This window comes from Paenibacillus sp. FSL E2-8871 (assembly GCF_038000345.1).
In the GTDB taxonomy this organism is placed as follows: Bacteria; Bacillota; Bacilli; order Paenibacillales; family Paenibacillaceae; genus Paenibacillus_AQ.
Genome location: NZ_JBBOBV010000001.1, coordinates 663,823 through 681,677, shown reverse-complemented (window position 1 = coordinate 681,677; position 17,855 = coordinate 663,823). Strand labels below are relative to the sequence as shown.

The 17,855-nt window shown below is 43.5% G+C and carries 16 protein-coding genes; 9 read left to right on the top strand and 7 right to left on the bottom strand.

The window, feature by feature from the left end:
- Nucleotides 1-587 precede the first annotated feature (587 nt).
- Complete coding sequence (locus NYE25_RS03140) at nucleotides 588-1,214, top strand: hypothetical protein (protein ID WP_341145089.1); 627 nt, start codon at nucleotides 588-590, stop codon at nucleotides 1,212-1,214.
- Between the two features lie 360 nt (nucleotides 1,215-1,574).
- On the opposite strand, the gene NYE25_RS03135 is transcribed toward NYE25_RS03140, so the two are convergent.
- Complete coding sequence (locus tag NYE25_RS03135; protein ID WP_341145088.1) at nucleotides 1,575-2,603, bottom strand: S-layer homology domain-containing protein; 1,029 nt, start codon at nucleotides 2,601-2,603, stop codon at nucleotides 1,575-1,577.
- 176 nt (nucleotides 2,604-2,779) lie between these two features.
- Between NYE25_RS03135 and NYE25_RS03130 the strand changes: the two genes are divergently transcribed.
- Both NYE25_RS03130 and NYE25_RS03125 read left to right on the top strand, forming a co-directional pair.
- Nucleotides 2,780-3,529, top strand: a complete 750-nt coding sequence (locus tag NYE25_RS03130) for a Crp/Fnr family transcriptional regulator (protein ID WP_341145087.1) — start codon at nucleotides 2,780-2,782, stop codon at nucleotides 3,527-3,529.
- A 421-nt stretch (nucleotides 3,530-3,950) separates the two neighbouring features.
- A complete protein-coding gene (locus NYE25_RS03125; RefSeq protein WP_339803280.1) occupies nucleotides 3,951-4,223 on the top strand; it encodes a hypothetical protein in 273 nt (90 codons plus the stop codon).
- Nucleotides 4,224-4,659: 436 nt separating this feature from the next.
- On the opposite strand, the gene NYE25_RS03120 is transcribed toward NYE25_RS03125, so the two are convergent.
- From NYE25_RS03120 to NYE25_RS03105, 4 genes are all read right to left on the bottom strand, one after another.
- Nucleotides 4,660-6,468, bottom strand: a complete 1,809-nt coding sequence (locus tag NYE25_RS03120; RefSeq protein ID WP_341145086.1) for a hypothetical protein — start codon at nucleotides 6,466-6,468, stop codon at nucleotides 4,660-4,662.
- Nucleotides 6,468-8,081, bottom strand: coding sequence for a TOTE conflict system archaeo-eukaryotic primase domain-containing protein (locus NYE25_RS03115; protein ID WP_445667167.1), 1,614 nt, complete (start codon nucleotides 8,079-8,081; stop codon nucleotides 6,468-6,470). The genes NYE25_RS03120 and NYE25_RS03115 overlap by 1 nt, the downstream gene beginning before the upstream one ends.
- Before the next feature lie 151 nt (nucleotides 8,082-8,232).
- Nucleotides 8,233-8,622: a hypothetical protein gene (locus NYE25_RS03110; protein ID WP_341145084.1), complete on the bottom strand. Its 390-nt coding sequence runs from the start codon at nucleotides 8,620-8,622 to the stop codon at nucleotides 8,233-8,235.
- A 119-nt stretch (nucleotides 8,623-8,741) separates the two neighbouring features.
- The gene (locus NYE25_RS03105) at nucleotides 8,742-9,485 is read right to left on the bottom strand and encodes a hypothetical protein (RefSeq protein ID WP_341145083.1); all 744 of its coding nucleotides are present in this window, start codon (nucleotides 9,483-9,485) and stop codon (nucleotides 8,742-8,744) included.
- 740 nt (nucleotides 9,486-10,225) lie between these two features.
- Between NYE25_RS03105 and NYE25_RS03100 the strand changes: the two genes are divergently transcribed.
- Nucleotides 10,226-10,912, top strand: a complete 687-nt coding sequence (locus tag NYE25_RS03100; protein ID WP_341145082.1) for a sulfurtransferase — start codon at nucleotides 10,226-10,228, stop codon at nucleotides 10,910-10,912.
- Between the two features lie 156 nt (nucleotides 10,913-11,068).
- On the opposite strand, the gene NYE25_RS03095 is transcribed toward NYE25_RS03100, so the two are convergent.
- Together NYE25_RS03095 and NYE25_RS03090 are read right to left on the bottom strand one after the other, a co-directional pair.
- Complete coding sequence (locus tag NYE25_RS03095; RefSeq protein WP_341145081.1) at nucleotides 11,069-11,209, bottom strand: hypothetical protein; 141 nt, start codon at nucleotides 11,207-11,209, stop codon at nucleotides 11,069-11,071.
- A gap of 746 nt (nucleotides 11,210-11,955) precedes the next feature.
- Nucleotides 11,956-12,639 (bottom strand): hypothetical protein, encoded by a 684-nt coding sequence (locus NYE25_RS03090; RefSeq protein WP_339270858.1) that lies wholly within the window; start codon nucleotides 12,637-12,639, stop codon nucleotides 11,956-11,958.
- Between the two features lie 740 nt (nucleotides 12,640-13,379).
- Here NYE25_RS03090 and NYE25_RS03085 point away from each other — a divergent pair.
- From NYE25_RS03085 to NYE25_RS03065, 5 genes are all read left to right on the top strand, one after another.
- The gene (locus tag NYE25_RS03085; RefSeq protein WP_042187657.1) at nucleotides 13,380-13,637 is read left to right on the top strand and encodes a hypothetical protein; all 258 of its coding nucleotides are present in this window, start codon (nucleotides 13,380-13,382) and stop codon (nucleotides 13,635-13,637) included.
- Nucleotides 13,638-13,785: 148 nt separating this feature from the next.
- The gene (locus NYE25_RS03080) at nucleotides 13,786-13,953 is read left to right on the top strand and encodes a hypothetical protein (protein WP_341145080.1); all 168 of its coding nucleotides are present in this window, start codon (nucleotides 13,786-13,788) and stop codon (nucleotides 13,951-13,953) included.
- Nucleotides 13,954-14,150: 197 nt separating this feature from the next.
- A complete protein-coding gene (locus NYE25_RS03075; protein ID WP_341145079.1) occupies nucleotides 14,151-14,810 on the top strand; it encodes a response regulator transcription factor in 660 nt (219 codons plus the stop codon).
- 2 nt (nucleotides 14,811-14,812) lie between these two features.
- Nucleotides 14,813-16,216, top strand: coding sequence for a sensor histidine kinase (locus NYE25_RS03070; protein WP_341145078.1), 1,404 nt, complete (start codon nucleotides 14,813-14,815; stop codon nucleotides 16,214-16,216).
- Nucleotides 16,217-16,277: 61 nt separating this feature from the next.
- Nucleotides 16,278-17,360, top strand: coding sequence for a hypothetical protein (locus NYE25_RS03065; protein ID WP_341145077.1), 1,083 nt, complete (start codon nucleotides 16,278-16,280; stop codon nucleotides 17,358-17,360).
- The last annotated feature ends 495 nt before the right edge of the window (nucleotides 17,361-17,855 follow it).

Sequence of the window (17,855 nt, the reverse complement as noted above, 5' to 3'; positions counted from 1 at the left end):
CCCTTAACACTCCATAATTGAACACAAAACAACTGCTCAGATATCTTTGTAAGAGCAAACACTCATAATAATAAGCTTCGTAGATGTGAGTATCCACGCATTCGCTAACCAGCTTACTTCAATTGATCATAAAAATATTTATTGACTACACTTTATTATGGTAATCGTATCATCTCGACATTCCCCTTCAAATTAGCAAAGTTCCAGCGTGCTTCCAATAACCTAGAATCGTGATAAACTCTCCTACTTTCGCTACTGTGTATATCATGTTGGATAATCTTATTCTCACCTATCACTTTAAATCCGTTTAGTCCTGTTAGAGCATTAATACCAAAACCTACTCTAAACCACCTTAGATTCACACTTAAAGAAAGAGAAATTATTCAAGACCATCATGTCTTTCTTTGAAATAGATTACTTCATCTAATAATCATATTCTTTCAAACTAAACTAGAGTCAAAGTATACAATTAATATCGATTGATTTTGTATAGTGGAACACAGAAATTATTACCTATTTAGGATAAACTAAAAGTAATTTGAAAATAGTTCAAGACAGTACATATATTATTTAAGGGAGATTAGTTCATGTTAAAGAAAATTCTTAGAACATCATTGGCGGTTAGTTTAGTAGGTCTACTCTTAGAATCGGGATCTTTGCAAGAAGGAAAGGTTGCAACTGCAGCAGCTGCGCCTACAACTACTAAGGCACCGGTAGTTATGACGGATAATCTTAGTAAATATGGTTTGGAAAAAGAAGTGACGTTCCCACTAACCACAACAGTAAATGGTCTTTCTTACACGATTCACAAGATGATGATTTATGATATCAAGTCAGCAGATGCACAAGCTCTTATGAAAAAGTATAAGTATCCAGCCACAGTGGATTATTATCCTAACGCCAAATATTTCATCTGGACTAAGATCTCTATCGTCAACAACAGTAAAAGCACCATGGGTATCTACGCTAGAGACACAAACAAGAAATGGAAGTTGGTACTGGATGAAGGAAAACAATTCGAGCCAGTAATCCCGATGGCTACACTTGGCAAGTTCAATAGTAAAGAGGCCCTGTGGGACTTCATTCTTAAGCCAGGGGAGAAGCTTGATACTTACCAAGCTTTTGAGTACGATGGCAGCTTTAAAAGTCTGCGTATTCTCATGACTTATAAAGATAATATGAAAGAGGTATATATCGCCAATTCTCAAAAATAAGCGAGGTCGGCAAGCACCGCCAGCTTGGCGTTTTTAAACTGGTATCCTAGAATTTCCATAGGACTCGTCAAGGGCGGTGTTAGCTGTGCTTTACAAATTAAAGATTATTCAGAGACACAGCGCCTCTACTCCTCCAATGGGTAGGGGCGTCTGATTTGAATCGGGAGCCAAAGGGCTGGCCTCCCTTGGTCTTTTATGCCCCAAGGAATATTGTAATAACCCAGAGCTTTCCAGGCCAAGAGAAGATATTTTCCGTTTGTCCGGAGCGATATCAATTTGATGACTCTTAATAAACACGAAGAAACCTCAGTCCTTTTGAAGGAGCTGAGGCTCTAGGTTGTGTGGATGGATTTAGGGACGTTAGTCAACGTAAATTACAACTCTTCCGTAGCTGACAGCTAGAATCTCAAGAGTGACACCACCCGACTTGATTGTGGTGCTTGCATCTTCAAGACCCTTAGTGATAGCTGCCTTGACATCAGATCCATTTGGGAGACCCATAGCACCCATTGCTGCAAGAACTGCTTTAAGACGATCAGGTCTAACTGTATCGGTCTTAGCGTCGAGCATTGCGCTCATCGAAACAACCTGTGTGCTGCCACCAGTAGTAGTGTCGCTATAAGACATGATCACACTACCAGAGGATGTTTGAATGAAGGCTGCTTTTTGACCAGTATTATAACCAGCCGAGAAACCCAAACCGCTGACGGCGGCGTTAAGTTTCTTTGCAACAGCTTCTAGGGAAGCGTTATAGCCATCTACTACTTCAATACCACCGAGAGGGACTTTGTCTTCTCCCAATTCAACGGTGTCACTTGGAGTAGTCGGTCTAGTTTGCAAGTCAGTGTTACCTGTCTTGTCTAGAACGTTTTTGATGAATACCAGTGCCTCAGCACGAGTAAGGGTATCTTTACCCTTGTAGCCGTCCACTGTGTTGGAAGTTTTACCTCCGGCCAAACCATTCACCAGCATGTACTTGATCGCGTTGTCTCCAGTAAAGTTCTTACCTTGAGTACCGGCGATGATTTCAGCTACAGCTCCACGAGTGATCTTAGCGTTCCGGTTCGAACCAACTGGGTAGTTGTTTGCCTTGGCGATCTTGTAGAACGGGTCCGACCAACGTTCGCCAGATGCCGCTTTTTGTTCACCTTCGTACGTCCGGATCAACATACTTATAAACTCTTCCTCAGTTACGACATTGTTTGGCTTGAATGATCCATCTCCATAACCAGAGGTGATCTTATTTCCTGCACCCCACTCAACTGCTGAGTAAGCCCAATGACTCCCTCCCACATCCTTGAAGGCTGTTGCAAATATTGTAGTAGGAGCCGAAATGATTGCTGCTGTCAAAGAAAACCCTACCAGAAGTTTCTTGTACTTCTTGTCCATAAAACATTCCCCCTTCTAAATTCTACGACATTATAACGTTATCAATATTTATTGAACAAGATAATACTCGTACAACTTTAGCTTATGTATTTCACTAATTTTATTTTCTCTGGAGTAATACCGATATTATGTTTAGAACAATTGACCAAAATCATCATTAGGAAGAAGTGAACTCTGTGTTTCAGTCCGTTTTAGACGCACCTCTATTTAAAGATATAAATGTGACCGATTCAGAATATGTATTATCGAAATTCTCTGAACGTTTCTACCCTAAGGATAAAGTTCTTTTCCTGCAGGGAGATCCAGGTTTGGATATGTATGTAATAAAGTCTGGTTCGCTAAAGATCTTCCGTGAGGTAGAAGGAAAAGAACTCATTCTGGGCCATCAATTTCCCGGTGAGACGATTGGCGAGCTCGAAACAGTCCATAGCTGCAACTCACGCTTAGCTTCTGTAGCAACCCTTGAGAAGACAGTTCTATGGGCAATCCGCAAAGCTGATCTAGAAGATCTAATGAACCTGTATCCACAAATTCTACGCAAGCTTTTCTACGTCGTAAGCGAAAGACTGGACCAAGCAGATAGGAAGATGGAATATTTAGCCTTTCTTTCCAGCAAGATTAGGATCGCCAACTTACTCCTAGATCTGCACTCCAACTTTGGAGTAGAGGTACACGAAGGATTCCTACTCAACTGGAAGACTACACACCAGCACATGGCACACATGATTGGTGTAAGCCGCGAATCCGAAACGATAGGTTTGCAGGAATTGCAAGTAGCACAAATCATCTCCATACGAAATAAATATATAACGATTACCAATTTATCTGCACTAAAACTGTTGGCGAATGATGAAGAAGCCTCTACTAACGATCGTGAATGGCACCCTTCTTCGTCCTACAAGTATAGTACTACGTTACGCTCCTAGCTTCTGTGTTCCAGCTAACAAAACAGAAGCAACATCAGTCACAGCGCAATCCTTAAGTGAAGCTTTCCACTATGTTACCAGCTGCGGCCGAATGGTCATCAGCTTCTTTGCTTTTTCCCAAAGCTCTCCACTGATCCAAGCACCAAAGAACTATCCAACTTGCCGGAGAAATATTCTGAATGTACAAGAATCGTAGAGAAGGAATCGGAAGCCCTTGAGCCGCTGAACACTTTTCACTAAACGTTGGAATCAACTTTGATCTGAAAGCTGTCAACGAGCCCCTTGCCTGAAGTGGCTTTGACCCTCCACCTTGAAATTATAGAACTCCAGGAGACATAGATTCGTGTAAACACAGGGATTGCGCGCTTGAATTTATGTGTGGTAGGATCTGCTAACGTTAGCAATTCAAGGAGGAATAGCAGTGGGGAAAGAGTTGTTTGAGTTGGGTGAGATTGTGGTCACACCTGGAGCCATGGAACTGATCTCACAGTTCGGTGTTCTTTTTGTACTAAACTGCCATGTAAGCGGAAACTACGGAAATGTAAGCGAGGTGGATTGGAAACTCAACCAGTGGGCAATCAGCCATGGAGAACGAATCATCAGCACATACTCTGGAATTTGGGAGAAGGCAGTGTTTGTTGTTACAGAAAGGGACCGAAGCGTGACAACGGTGTTACTGTGGGAGGAGTACTGAGTGACGACACCAACCCTACCTGATCTCAAACGGGTTAAGAAGCGTTTCGGAAGGAGCTTGTGAACAAGTGAACCAACAGACTCCACCTCGCCCCAACCTGCTCAGGTAGGGTACCCGTAACCCTGGAGAGGGGCGATCAGGAAACAACCAGACCTAAAACGGCACACCACCCCACAGTTTTTTGGAATTTGTTTTCATTTTGGATTTTTTGTTTTTCTTTTTAAATATTATTTTTTTCTTTTAGGTCGGGTTGTTTCCTCGTCACCCTTCTCTACGTTTGTGGGTACCCTACCTGAGCAGGTCGGGGTGAGGTCGGGCGTTGTTCTGTGAGTCGTAGTCTAGGACTACGAGAACTCTACCTCTTCAAGTAGGATCTTTTGGAAGTAGTGAACCAAACAAAAGAGGAAGCGATCTGCTTCCTCTCAAAAGGCGTACTTTAATCTTCTTGTTCGAGCTCTTCGCCAGCACTCATACTAAGCATTTCATATTTTTGCTTTGACCATTCGCTTGCCGCTATCAATCCATTCGTCTCTTCTTCCAGCTTCGCTGCGTTTATAATGACACATTTACTGTCGGTGCCGTGCAATGATACTCCCTTACCTACTTGTATGGATTTTAAATCTCGCAGGCCACTCAAAATGACATCTTTATCAAAGTCGATTGTTTCATTCCTCGTATATTCTTTAAACTTATCCATCCACCATGCTTGGTGGAATTTGAAACCTAGTTTCTCACTCCAATCAAACATCTTCTTCAGCTGATAAGAAGGATCAACGTGATAAGTTTGGACAAACTGGAGAAATTCAATATATATTGGTTGAACTTGGTTTTTTCTTCTCTGGCTGCTGACAAGTTCCATCATCTCTCGGAACGTCTCGTCTGTGTAAGGCTCCATACCAACCAGCATTTGAAGATCTTTCATCATAACAAACCCCATAGCAAGCGAGTGCAAGATTTCAGCTTCTCGGGGGGTAGGAGCCATTTTTGTATAGGTCTTGGCTGTTTCATGCCACTCAGTCCAGCGTTCTTGCTGCTCGATTAAATACTGTAGATATCCGGCAATAAACCTACCGTTCTCTTTCTTGTTACCAAGAACGTCCATTATTAGTTCTTTGTTGCCGCTTTGCTCTGAAGGCTTAAACTCCAGTTGAATCATTCGATCCTGAACGGCTTCGTTACTGATCCGCTTATTGGCAGCCATTGCCCATGGTGCCTGAAGTTTGTAGGTTTCGTTTCCCGCCAAATGCCCTCTTTTATAATCGGATCGATCAAACAGCATCTTTAACATATTGGAAATATCGTCTCCGTCTTTCTTATTAGGACTTTCTGTGGTATTTATGGGAAAAGCGTTTGTGCAAGCCATCGCATCTCTAATAGGTTGTTTAGTAGAGTTCATTGCCAATTCTTTCGTCTTTGCATTTCCAAAGTAGGTTGATAAAATTTTTAAGCATGTTGATTTCCCAGCACCTTTCTCCCCATAAAGATAGAGAATTGGCAAGTTAGTGACATATTCCTCCATCAGCCAATCGCTCAGCAGTGCCGCCAAATACCAGGCTAATGGCACTAAGGCCTTTTTGCCCGTGAACAATTCCGGCAAACTTTCGAGCATGTTTTTCACCGTATCATGCCAAGGATTTCCAATATATTCATTCCTAATTCTTACCTGACTATCTAAGTGCTTTTTCCCTATAACTTGTACCAGTTTTCCATCCAATACTTCCATTGTCGATGGCTTGAGATAAAGGATTTGCTCGTCCTCATCCAAAACGGTAAAATAATATTTTTTGCTGGAGTTGTGATAGAACAATCCAACATAGTCAGCTTGATCCACTGTTATCCTGGCCTGCTTTGCTACATGCACCATGAGTTGCTCAAAGTCAGCATAGCTATGACAAGTAAGCAAAACAGTACTCAAGTTATTCTTCAAGGTAATCAATAACTTCTTTTTATCAGCCTGCATTTCACCGGTTATGATAATATTGGTTCGTAGCTGATTGTCTTCACTAATATCAACCAGCAGAGCCTCCTCTTTAGCTCCCACTTTGATTTTCCTCACATTCCGGAAAAGGAAGTTGCTAAGGGGCTCCTCGTATAGTTTTCCTTCTTTGTTAAACTTGAGAATATAGTACCCATTGGTTTTCTCAAATAGCCCTGGCTTCTCAGGAATATCGTCTAGTTGTTTCAAATCAGGCCGCTTTTCTTCAATTTCCAATAATAACTCTTCCAGTGGATTTTTATCTATCATTAGTAACAATACTCCTTCCACTTTCCAAAGTATGGTGCAACCCGGTATGGTTCCCTGAGAACAAGCGGATCGTCCCAATGCTGTCCCAGTGTGATGCCAGCTTCTATTGCTATCTTCCTGATGAGTTCTTTCCCAACCTCAGAGTTGAATTCTTGCCCCATTTTTAGAAGCCAAAACGCCCCGTCTTTCCGCTCAAACGGAATCGCCATTTTGAGGATTTGTTCTTCGAAGAGATCGGCATCATTCTCAGTGGGCCACTCAAACCAGAATGACCTAACTTGCTTATTCCAGGTCGGATACTTAGCGTAGAGTCGAGTGTCTCCAAGCAGATGTTTCAATATCCAGTATTCTTTTGCTTTGACACCTCGAATCGCTTCCCCCTTGTACACACCAAAATCCGTCGAATCAGAAAAGTGTTCTAGGTATGATTTATACCCGCCATTCTGTTCCCATCTATACAATTGCTCTCGGTCTTCGGCCGTGAGTGAAATTCTTGAACTATAGTAACTGTAGCTTGGAGGAGCACCATACAAGGCAATGAAGTTAAGAGCGCAAGTCTTTGCCTCCCTCTTTGGACAACTCCAACCATTCTCCTCCAGGAATCTACAGGAGGGTGGTTCTCCCGATTGCTGCAAGTAATTAAGCTTGTTGTAAAATGCCCGTTCTGTATCCTGCTCCGAGTATACATTCTGAGAAGCACTATCTAGTAAGCTACGATCATAGTTTCTACTGACAGTATGGGCCAGTTCTCTTCCAGCTTCGCCAAAAACGGCAATATTGGTTAGAATGCTTGTCCATACAGTATTGCTGAACTGATTAGGATCGTTAAGACTAGCCTTAATTGCTTCACAATCCTGCATTCGTTTCAATTGCCCTTCCAAACGTCCGAGTTCTAACCAGCGTACTTCATCTGCCCTACTTACCGTTTCTATACGCTGAACCGGAGGTGCTGTTAGATGCCTCTTTTCTTTAAGCTTTGGATGATCGACAGGGACGCGATTAGCATAGGCTTCCTCAAGCTTGGCCCATTGATCGGGATATGGCTTCTCGTCACCATCAACAAAGACACAATTTCCGTTAAGCATGGCCTTCCCTTGAAGGGGAAGCCCAATTAGATTTCCGTACCCCTTTGTATGATCTTGAGTCGGAAAGAGCCTATCCAGCGATTTACCAATGTCATTACCTTTCTCAAACTTTCCGTAAATTGGTATTTTCGCTTCAATTAGAGCATTAAGCATGAGCGTTCTTGCCGCATATCCTTCGACAGGTTGATCGAAAAACACCCACACATGGAACCCGACTCCGGAAAAGCTTCGTTCTACTAGCGAGTAGATCCCTTCTGCCTGTAGGTGTTTGTTCAGTCTCCAAGCATGTTCAAACGCTTCGGAGTGCTCATCGAAATCAGCCGAAACGAAGATACAGGTATTTTGGGGATGAGGTTCCAAAGGATAGATACCCAAACGTTGAATACCTTCCAGATGTGTACGCACTTGTCCTTCTCCAAAAGGCCGATTGAAGCCTGCATCCTTGACGGGTTCCCACCCTTTCTGACCAGGATGATTTTCCTTTTTCATAGCGTACGCACTCCGTCTATGCGCGAATAGGTCTAACATCAAGCGTGTTTGCCGTGGGGTGGGTGTAATCATTGAGTGAGTGCTCCTTTCTTCTTGATGACAGCATTACCCAACATAACCCCTTAGCTTGTCAAGTTTACATAACATTAAATGATTCTATAGCCCAACTATGCTCGCTTGCAGAAGCACTTTATAGCTTATGTGCATGTTTTTGAGTTCTTTTATCTTTCTGTTCAAGAAACCATTGTTTGGCATTTTTTCTATTAATCCATACTGATCCATCAGCTAACTTCTCCGCTGGTAACCCTCGCTGTCTCCATACTGCTACTAGACGACTGCTAACACCAAGCTTCTGTGCAAACTTACTTTGCTGAAAAGAGTTTGTAGGAGTTTGCTCCTTCATCACAGCGTTGCGGTGAGTGTCCCACCATTCTTGGCACGAATTAGTATGAAACTCATAAGTTCCGATATCACTAAGCCAATTGAAAGGAAACTCAGGATGTTTACTTATTATTCTCCGAACTGTAATTGGGCTGCATCCTAGTACTTTCGCAATTCTATTCACTCCATATACGAGCATAGCGCATTCCTCCAATGAGATAAAATTCTATTATTGATAAGGAATCTTATCTCATGGATGGAGTGTTCAACAAGAGATACGGCACAATTTTTTTTAAGTCAGACTAAGTGACTTCTGCTCTACTTCTGAGAATTCCAATAACTAGATCCTTTTACTAATCCTCCGACGAGACTATTACCATATTTACACACTGTACTTTTTTTCACATCATTATTCCAATGATCAAATGTCCCTGCACCGAGAAGTCCTGAAACGTAGTTCTTGAAGTCAGGGTGTCGCTTGTTTTGTGCGTGCTTTATACTACGGAGGTAAAGCCCGTATAAGCGTGCTTCCAGCCCAACCAGCGAATTCAGCTTGTCGCCTTCGTGTTTAAGTGTTTCCAGAGCGTTATAACCTAGTATTCCTCCAGCGGCTTCGAACCATCGACCTCTGTTGTGACCTTTGAGAAAGCCGCGCCGCAAGTCTTCGAATTCCGCTTTTTCTACTGCTGTTTTGACCTGCACGGGCATATTTGGATATAAATAGTTCAGAAGGAATTCCGGTTCGGCCTGATCAATGATGATTTGTGACTTCTGGCTAGGCTCCTCTGGATAGCCGATAAAAAGTTTGATTCCATTAACAACATTCTGAACTCGAGCATCAACCCAATTACTTGCCTGGTTTATATCAACACGCCAATTCTGTGATTTATAATCGTATATATTCGATTTCACTCCACAGACTTGCACCACAGGGAACCAAGATACCGTTATCCAATCTTCTAGAACAGCCTTTGATACATTAAAGACTTTACAAGCTTGACTAATTGTTATTAGGCCAATTTGATTCAGAGGTTGCTGCACTATCACATTATTTATCAACAATTGAAGTTCCTCCCGATAAATTAAAGTTATAATGTTTCTTGAAAAACATATGGGACACTTGAATCCCGACTCTCCTTCCATCTGATTACGGGGCACAAAAAAGGCTGCCCCAACAGACATCCCCTTTTAACAGAGAGACATCTGTGGCGCAGCCCTATAAAGTAGTCATCACAGACTACGAGCTTATTATGAAATTAACCACCAGTTACACTACTCATAATAGTTTACTAGCAGATGTGCTTGGGTCTTGCGCCAAATACTGAGCCCCCTTAAAGTTTATCAATATACTCATTATACATAATCCATTCATGATAGCAAGCTCAAGTTTCCTTCCGCAATTGGAGCAAGTAGCAAATGTTTCTCATCAAACATGCTTTAATTGGGCCGGTATTCATAGTATTATTCACTCATTTATAAAGTTACGAAGTTTCCCACACTCCCTCCCTGCGACTATAAGAATGATTGGATTAAATTTTAATTTATTTATCATTATGCATTTTTATGCATTTTTATATTGTTGAATTTACTTTTCCGAATATGAACACATTGTGAATTACCAGTTTTGAATCAAATTTATTGTCTATTTGAATCATCTTCTGGTGACTTATTAGCAAACAACATGCCAACAAGCAGCAAACAACAGAGCTGCAATTATTCAGCAATCAATTGCATAACGCAGAATGTTCTCAATTCTTGTTATAGCTTCACTAAGTTTTCTATTTTGTCTAATAAGTCTATAGATGGAAGAACAACTCTCCGCTCCAGTAAGCTCACACGGGGGGCGCCACCCCCTACCAGAAATCTCGAAGCTAACCACCGTTCTTAGCAAGGTTGGCATTAACAGAGATAGTATTGTCGTTGCTTATGATGATCAAGGTGGTGCCTACGCTTCCCGTCTGTGGTGGATGCTTAAATATTTGGGACATGAACGTGTGTTTGTAATGGATGAAGGCTACTCTGCTTGGAAAAAAGCGTCCTTCCCCGTCAGTGATCATCAAGCGGTTAGGATTCCTAGCCAGTATGAAGCAGATGTTCAGAAGAAGATGCTTGCTAGCATGGAAGATGTGCAAAATGTAGTTAACGACGGTCGCGCACTATTGATTGATTCCCGCGAGTCCCGTCGCTATGAAGGGCTGGAAGAACCGATTGATCCGAAGGCAGGTCATATTCCTGGGGCGATCAATAAGTTCTGGAAAGAAGTGCTGGATGAGCAAGGACGCTGGAAATCAACTGAGGTGCTGAAAGAGCATTATGAGGGAATTGATCCTGAGCAAGAAATTATCGTGTACTGTGGTTCAGGTGTAAGTGCCTGCCCGAATGTGCTCGCGCTCGGAAAAGCTGGGTATAGGAATGTGAAATTGTATGCGGGTAGTTGGAGTGATTGGATTTCTTATGAGGAGAATCCGGTGGCGATAGGAGAAGAATAGAATAAGAACCCGTTCGCGGATTCTTGTGATTCCCTGGAAATCAGAGGCCTGATTTACCAGAATGGAAAAATATCGTTTTCGGTTTTTCGTGTATATTTGGCTCGTTTAGCTTCCGGTGGCACATTGTATTCGGTTTTTCGCATACATTTGGCTCGTTCAAATTGCCGGCGGCACTTTGTATTCGATTTTTCGCATACATTTGGCTCGTTTACCTACCGTCGACACATTGTGTTCGGTTTTTCGCATACATTTGGCTCGTTTACCTACCGTCGGCACATTGTGTTCGGTTTTTCGCATACACATGCCTCCTTCAGCTTGCCGGCGGCACATTGTATTCACTTTTTCGCATACACATGCCTCCTTCAGCTTGCCGGCGGCACATTGTATTCACTTTTTCGCATACATTTGGCTCGTTTACCTACCGTCGGCACATTGTGTTCGGTTTTTCGCATACATTGGCTCGTTCAGCTTACCGGTGGCACACTATATTCGATTTTTCTCATACATTTGGCTCGTTTACTTACCGTCGGCATATTGTGTTCGGTTTTCCGCATACACATGCCTCCTTCAACTTACCGGCGGCACTTTGTATTCGATTTTTCGCATACATTTGGCTCGTTCAGCTTGGCGGTGGCACATTGTATTCGGTTTTTCGCATACATTTGGCTCGTTCAGCTTGCCGGTGGCACATTGTATTCGATTTTCCGCATACATTTGGCTCATTTATGTTACCTTTGGCACTTTGTGTTCGGTTTTTCGCATACATTTGGCTCATTTACGTAACCGGTGGCACATTGTATTCACTTTTTCGCATACATTTGGCTCGTTCAGCTTGCCGGTGGCACATTGTATTCGATTTTTCGCATACATTTGGCTCATTTACGTAACGGCGGCACATTGTATTCACTTTTTCGCATACATTTGGCTCGTTTACCTACCGTCGGCACATTGTGTTCGGTTTTTCGCATACATTTGCTCATTTACGTTACCGACGGCACATTGTATTCGATTTTTCATTCACATTCTCACGACGGACTTCATCTTCAAACTAAATCTGGACTTTGTAGCGTACCAATATATTCATAGTAAATGATCCGCTGAGATGAACCTCTTGCCACCGGGCGAAATTTTCCTTTATCCACCAGCTGACGGCAGTATTTAATGATCGTCATCGTGTGCAATTCCAGTTCTCTCGCGGCATCAGCCGGGCGAAGGACTCGATGGTGCCGGATGGCTGCCCGCATCAGATCGCGCTCGATTCTGGAATAGGCTCTCTCAACGGTTGTCTTCGCAGACTTTTCTGCTAACAAATAAGAAAAGAGAATGTTCCGCAGCGCGGAGAGAATGAAGGATGGATTTTCTTTTAGCTCATCCAGCGAGATATAGAGCACCGTGCAGTCTTGAGATTGTAGAAAAAGCCCGCGGTTCAAGTCCATCCGGTATTTGCTACGATCCGTTCCATGTGAGCCATAGTCCATGATCTCAAATGCAATACGCGACGCTCCAATCTCCCACAAAATATCCACAAAATAGGATCTGCCGCGCCAGTCCTTAACTTCATATTCTGGGTGTAATCCGTGAAAATGTCCGGCTAGAGGCCACCACACCCGCTCGACAAACAAGCGATTTCCGTAACCATGACCGCGTTTAAGTGCATCGAGCCGCTCTCCCTTCCTTTGTTTAAGATGATTACATAACCATTCATTATGCTCCCTCTCGAAACCCATTACCTATCCCCTCGCTCTGCAACGAAATATGTTTTTAATCATACAAAACCCCGCCTCTATTCCAAAAGGAAAGGAGACGGGGCATTCTTTGCCTCGTTTGGTTTTATCTATACATAGTGTGCCACATTATCATTAGAATGCACAATAGGAAATCGGCAGAATCAATCAAAATAAATAAGCCCAGTAAAATCTCCCAAAAATTCTATCACCCTATATTCTATTTATTTCCATATTTATATCCTCTTTTCTTTTAGTATTTTCACTATTAACACATTTATATATGTCATATTTTACCTTTTCTATTTTTGGGTTTACTTTCCATTTTAATCAACTGCCTGCCCGGGGGTATTATCGCTGGAGAAGGCCGGATATACAAATATACAACGGTATGCAGTAAGTTAGAGTGATTGGGTTTCGTATGGGGATTACGGTTGCTCTTGAGGAAGATTAAAGTTAAAATCGCGTGCTTGATATCTGGTTAAACGATTATATGAAGGAGAAACAACTGTCAGCATACCGGAGTATCTGGCCGCATTTCTGCGAAACGGTCCGCTGAGGACTCCCGTTCCATTCTGAGTAGTGCTCACCCTATCTGAGGACGGTTGGTCCGCGTTGGGTTCAACCAGGATTTTCTGTATAATGGTAAACGTTACGTCGGATGTGATGTTAAACGCACGAAATGACAAGTAAACAAAGTCCATCCGGCGTTTGAAACCACGAACCGGAAAGGATGAAGTAAATTGAGTTATACGGAACTGCTGGAACGGAAGAGCGAAATCTTGAAGAAAACGGTCGAGAACTGGGTTTTGAAAGAAAATCGCGACGGACTAAACCTTCAAGAGGCTCATATTTACCAGAATATACTCAAGGAATTTCATCAGAACGAACATGAATTGAATGGGGTACGAGACGAGGAAGCAGTTAAGCGTCAGGACAACGGATCCACGGAAAAAGAAGACACTGTAACAGCTCGCAAACATGAGGCGCAAACGGCTTGATCTCAGAAGACGTACGCGTAAGAATATGAGAGGCTGCCCGGGAAGTTTGGGCAGCTTTTTACGTACAATCAATTCGCTGCCGGCCTCCGAAGCAAACGCTCTAAAATCCAGACGTTCGTATAATCCAGCAACCTGAGGATATCGCTCTATGATGTTAACCTTTTCTGTGCCAAGTAAACCATTAGAGTACAAAGCTAACTCCTGTGTGTCACGACAGCCCGAATGTGCTGGCGGTGCTGGCGGTGCTGGAGGTGGCCCGTATACCTCACACTGGAGTTTCTCAGATGTATTCGAATTCAACAATTTATATTTGTAAATATTTGCATGATAGATGGAAGACCAATACAAAAGTTTGTACTGTTAAGGTAACAGTTCAGCACATAATTTTCTATCCTATTAGGTATTAATGCCTGATGAAACTATCAACCTTCTGGACAATCCTTCCTCTAGTTGTATATAGTGTATAACGAAAGTGGCACTTAGTGAGCAAGGTACTAGGAGGAGAAATACCAAATGGCAAATATATTGGTAGTAGAAGATGAACGAGCGATTAATGATTTAATTACAATGAATCTCAAGCTGGTTGGACATACATATAGCAAGGCTTACCGTGGACCGGAGGTTTTCGAAATTCTGGAGCGTGAAAAGACTGATTTGATTCTGCTGGATGTTATGCTTCCGGAATTGGATGGTTTTGAGGTGATGCAGCGGATTGCACATTTGCAGGTTCCAGTGATTTTGATCACCGCCAAGAATTCTTTGGCTGACCGCATTAAAGGCTTCGAGCTGGGCGCGGATGATTATATCATTAAACCCTTTGAAATCCTTGAATTGCTGGCAAGAATCAATGTAGTCCTGCGCAGGGGTGAAAAAGGCACTTCCAGCTTCATTTGCGATAAAGTTGAGGTGCGTTACCTGGAACGGCAAGTTTTAGTAGATCAGACACCGGTTGATTTGACCGTTAGGGAATTCGAGCTGCTTGAGGTATTAATTCGTAACCGGAATATTGCATTGTCGAGGGAAAAGCTGCTGGAATTGGCGTGGGGCTATGATTTTGAGGGCGACACCCGCACCGTGGATGTTCACATCCGGCAGCTACGTAAAAAGCTGGGCTGGGAAGAACGGATCAAAACCATTTTCAAGCTAGGCTACCGCCTGGAAGTTCAGAGCTAATCATGAGATTCTGGCATAAGATTCTGCTGTCGGTACTCGCTCTCTTTATTGCTGCTCTGGATGTAAGTGTCATTATGGTGATGAAAAAAAGCTGGCAGCTAAACATGGACAGTGAAATGCAGAGAGCATCCAGTGAGCAATTGTTAATCGCCAACAATATTTATGAGAACCTTAATTCTATTCAAGCACGGGGAACGGCATTGACCCCTATTCTACTGGCTAGCGTCTCTGAGTCCTATGGCGATTACTACCGTAAGCAGGGAATCTATTTACAGCTATGGGAGAACGACCGAATGATTTACCCTCCCCAAAAAGGACAATTCGGGAAATCTAATTTTGGAAAAAGCGATCGGCCTGAATCCTCAGACGAACGCTCTATTCAGCTCTCCGCTCAGCTTCCTGCTCCTTACCAGCATTTGCTGCTTGTCTATCAGCGTGATATCAGTGAGCTCTTCAACAAGCAACAGGAACTGAACCGCTTTTTTGTAATGATTAACTGGATCGTGGGACCCGTTCTGCTGCTTCTTCTTTATCTTCTAATCCGGCATCTAAGCAAGCCGCTAAAGCTCCTATCAGAGACCAGCAAAACAATCGCCGAAGGCGACTATACGAAACGGGTGCAACTGCGCAGCAAAGATGAATTTGGCGAACTGGCCTTGAACTTCAACCGGATGGCGGAGGCCGTGGAACAGAGGGTTACCGAACTCTCGGACATGGCTGAAGAGAAACAAAGGATGGTGGATAATTTGGCCCACGAGTTGCGCACGCCTTTGACCAGCATGCAGGGGTTCGCCGAGTTTCTGACCACGGCCAATATTGGACAGGAAGAACAGCAAACTGCAGGTGGCTATATTCTTAGTGAAACCCTTCGTCTCAAGAATCTGGCCTTCAAGCTGCTGGATTTGTCTGTCCTCCGGCATCAGCCGTTGGCACTTCAGCAGGTGGATATTTCGGAACTATTTCAAGCTATCCAACAGACGGAGCGCCCAAAATTGACGGATGCTGGCATAAGATTTCATGTCCAACATACGATTTCAAATGTCTGGGGAGATCCCGATTTACTAGCTTCATTATTGGTAAATCTGGTTGAGAATGCGATTCATGCCTCCAAGCAAGGCAGCGAAATCCACATGCTAGCCTATGAGCTGGATGGAGAAGCCGTGCTAGAAATCCGTGATACGGGAACCGGAATCACCGCAGAGATGGCTAAACGTGTGTTTGAACCTTTCTATCGGGGAGACCAGGCTCGTTCACGTGAATATGGCGGCGCTGGCCTAGGATTATCCTTATGTCGGCAAATTGCTGAAGCGCATAAGGCCAGACTGTCCTTAAACTCTGTCCTCGGCGAGGGAACTAGCATCAGACTCTTTTTACAACTCTATAACAACTGCCCTCCTACTCTATAACATCTTTGGATTAAGGTTAGGAAGATTCATCATCATCCGATCCCAATGGAGGTTAAGTTAAATGAAGAACAACAAGATTTCCGCTACACTCGCTGTACTCGTGTTCTCTGGAAGCGTGCTGGCGGTGAGCGCAATGATTGTCCCAGGATTTGTGAACACCACCGCCGCCAAGAGCATTTCTGCAGTACAAGACTCGGGCAATCTAACCTTGAACAGCAGCAAGGCACCCGTACTAAAAGTAGAAGCAGAAGCTCCGGTATCTACTGTGAACAGAGATCTAGAGCAGCTGATGACCCGAGAAGAAATGCAGCAAATTTATGATTTTGCGGACAAGCCCAATAACGAAATTATCACCATCGGAAGGGAGATGACCGAGGATGAAATAAACCGGAGGCTGATATTGGAAGACCAGTATGTGTATGACGGCCTTCGTCCCAAGCAACTGTTCCCGTTAAAATCGGGACAAGCGGAGTTTTATTTTGACTTGGAGAAAAACACGCTCAAGTATCCGAATCGGACATTGACTGACGAGGAACTGTTACAATATATTGACTGGTTCTACCGGGAGGCCTATGCCTTGTCCAAGCGGAATATTGTAACCCCTCAAGAAACAGGGAATTTGAGCCAGACCGACGCCGTCGCCATGGCCGCTTCAAGCGTGCGTAAAATATTCGGAGCTGACGTCTCCAAGCTTGAAGTAAAAGCAAGCCAAGGAGAATCCATGCTATCAAAGAAAAAGACCTGGATGGTAATCTTCGCCCCTTATAAAACCAACACCTTAAGAGGACAAGGTAAGGAATTTTGGCAATATACCGTAATTATTGATCCCTCTACCCGGACGGTAATAGATACGACCGCAGCTAATTTTTCACTCACAAGAACTCCTGTCAATGCTGAAGCAGCCATCGCTGTCCAAAAGGATGCAACCTGGATTAACGAGGCTACAAAAATAGTTACAGACAGACAAGGAGAAACCCGAAAAATCGTCATGGCTTCCCTGACAGACACTGACGTAAATAATAAGCGTGGCATGGTCGCAGTCAAAATGTTGCTCGAAGACGGCAGCAGTTATACTGCAGAGTTACGCTACCCAGATCAGACTCTTCGGTGCCTCATCTATGAAGAAGCAGAAGCTGCCAAATAGGATCATTCTAGCGGTTCATCTCGTAAGAGGGGAATCCGATAGCCAATAGGTAAGAATATACATGAAGAGTCTGCTCATAGCGCGGACTTTTTGTGCTTAAGGATATATCCTTGATGCACTTGAACAATCAGCTTGGTCATCTCCTCCGCTTGCAGCAGTGCCAAGAGCGGATCGGACAAGAAAAACCTCTCCCATTGCAGTTCTATTATTTCGCAGATGGCTGCCCAATTAAGTTCAGTTATATTCAGCATTTGCCAATCAATGCCGCTCTGGTAGCTTCTCAGAACCAGCAGATAATTATTCTTGTATTGGCTATATCCTGCTCCTCAATCCAGATCGACTCAATGTTCTGCTCGAACAGTTCCCACCACATATTCTATAGTGGCTGTAGCCCCAGAAGCCCATAGGCAACCACCCCGGGTGGATGCATTCCCACGATCCTAATCTTCTGACTTTAATTCGGCTAGCTGGGCCAGCTCATCGCCAAAACTTCAA

Excerpts from the sequence above, each read along its gene's own strand:
- NYE25_RS03140 (WP_341145089.1), top strand. The coding sequence starts at position 588 with ATGTTAAAGAAAATTCTTAGAACATCATTGGCGGTTAGTTTAGTAGGT.
- NYE25_RS03135 (WP_341145088.1), bottom strand. The coding sequence starts at position 2,603 with ATGGACAAGAAGTACAAGAAACTTCTGGTAGGGTTTTCTTTGACAGCA.
- NYE25_RS03120 (WP_341145086.1), bottom strand. The coding sequence starts at position 6,468 with ATGATAGATAAAAATCCACTGGAAGAGTTATTATTGGAAATTGAAGAA.
- NYE25_RS03115 (WP_445667167.1), bottom strand. The coding sequence starts at position 8,081 with ATGTTAGACCTATTCGCGCATAGACGGAGTGCGTACGCTATGAAAAAG.
- NYE25_RS03110 (WP_341145084.1), bottom strand. The coding sequence starts at position 8,622 with ATGCTCGTATATGGAGTGAATAGAATTGCGAAAGTACTAGGATGCAGC.
- NYE25_RS03100 (WP_341145082.1), top strand. The coding sequence starts at position 10,226 with ATGGAAGAACAACTCTCCGCTCCAGTAAGCTCACACGGGGGGCGCCAC.
- NYE25_RS03095 (WP_341145081.1), bottom strand. The coding sequence starts at position 11,209 with ATGCGAAAAACCGAACACAATGTGCCGACGGTAGGTAAACGAGCCAAA.
- NYE25_RS03090 (WP_339270858.1), bottom strand. The coding sequence starts at position 12,639 with ATGGGTTTCGAGAGGGAGCATAATGAATGGTTATGTAATCATCTTAAA.
- NYE25_RS03080 (WP_341145080.1), top strand. The coding sequence starts at position 13,786 with ATGATGTTAACCTTTTCTGTGCCAAGTAAACCATTAGAGTACAAAGCT.
- NYE25_RS03075 (WP_341145079.1), top strand. The coding sequence starts at position 14,151 with ATGGCAAATATATTGGTAGTAGAAGATGAACGAGCGATTAATGATTTA.
- NYE25_RS03070 (WP_341145078.1), top strand. The coding sequence starts at position 14,813 with ATGAGATTCTGGCATAAGATTCTGCTGTCGGTACTCGCTCTCTTTATT.
- NYE25_RS03065 (WP_341145077.1), top strand. The coding sequence starts at position 16,278 with ATGAAGAACAACAAGATTTCCGCTACACTCGCTGTACTCGTGTTCTCT.